This window comes from Bradyrhizobium sp. 142 (assembly GCF_023074015.1).
In the GTDB taxonomy this organism is placed as follows: domain Bacteria; phylum Pseudomonadota; class Alphaproteobacteria; order Rhizobiales; family Xanthobacteraceae; genus Bradyrhizobium.
The window spans coordinates 1-984 of the sequence record NZ_JADPKQ010000182.1; the positions used below are offsets into that span (position 1 = coordinate 1).

Here is a 984-nt window from a genome sequence, read left to right on the forward strand (position 1 = left end):
AGACCATACTCAAAGGCTGCGGAGGGCGCGACGCCCGCGCGGCCCGGCTCATCTCCATCGCCGCGCAATCGCCAGAACAAGGTGCAGTATGAAACACTCGTCTTGTCCTTTGGTCGCCTTGGCCTCGCCGCCAAGATCGCGGTGCCGTAATGGCCGGCCATCTCGGCATAGGTTCGGTTGAGCCCGGGATCGTAGCGATCGGGGTTGGTTACGGCCTTGAGATTGTCGCAGACCACGAACTTCGGCACGCCGCCGAGGTACCTGAACAGGTTGGCATGCACGCCGATCCAGTGGACAGGCTCTCGCTTGGGCAAGCCTCGGCGTAGGTGTAGTTCGAGGCCCCCATCGCCGCGACGAACAGCTTCATGCCGCGCACTTCGCCGGTGATGGGATCGAAGATGTCGATGGTGTCGCCGGCGAAATCGACGAATACTTTCTCCCCGCCGATGTGGGTCTGACGCATGCTCGGGCGCGCACGCTGCTTCCAGGCCTCAAAGGTCTTGCAAAACCAGGTATAGCCAAAGCCGTCGGAATTGGCGGCGCGATACTCTTCCCACAGCAGCAGGCGTGTCACGCTGCGGCGGCGCAACTCCTTCTCCACCTAAACCCAATCGGGGGCCGGTCGCCGGTGCGACGCTGCTGCCGGCGCCGGGAACAGCAGTAGCTCCAGCCCCTCGTCGTCGATGCCCTCCGGCAGCGGCCAGGCCAACCCTGCAAGGCGGGCGCGTCGCACGTAACCATGGACGACGCCATTGCTTATCCCCAACGTCCGCGCAATGACGCGCTCGGTCAGGCCCTGGTGCCTCAAACGTAGAACTTCTCTGATCCGGCGCATCGAGCCCGGCCGCCGAGGCCCGCTTGAGATTGTCCTGGACTTATGTGCGGGATTATGTGCACCTCGTGATTATGCGCAGATTGCTGAGGCAGGAGGCTTTAACCGTCGGATTCTCGGACAACTTCCGGCTGGCGAACTGCGCATAATTC

At 62.9% G+C, this 984-nt stretch carries 1 pseudogene; it reads right to left on the reverse strand.

The annotated features are described in order from the left end of the window. Positions 1–54 precede the first annotated feature (54 nt). Positions 55–835, reverse strand: a pseudogene (istA, locus tag IVA82_RS17025) (IS21 family transposase); the annotation flags it as partial. Between the last annotated feature and the right edge of the window lie 149 nt (positions 836–984).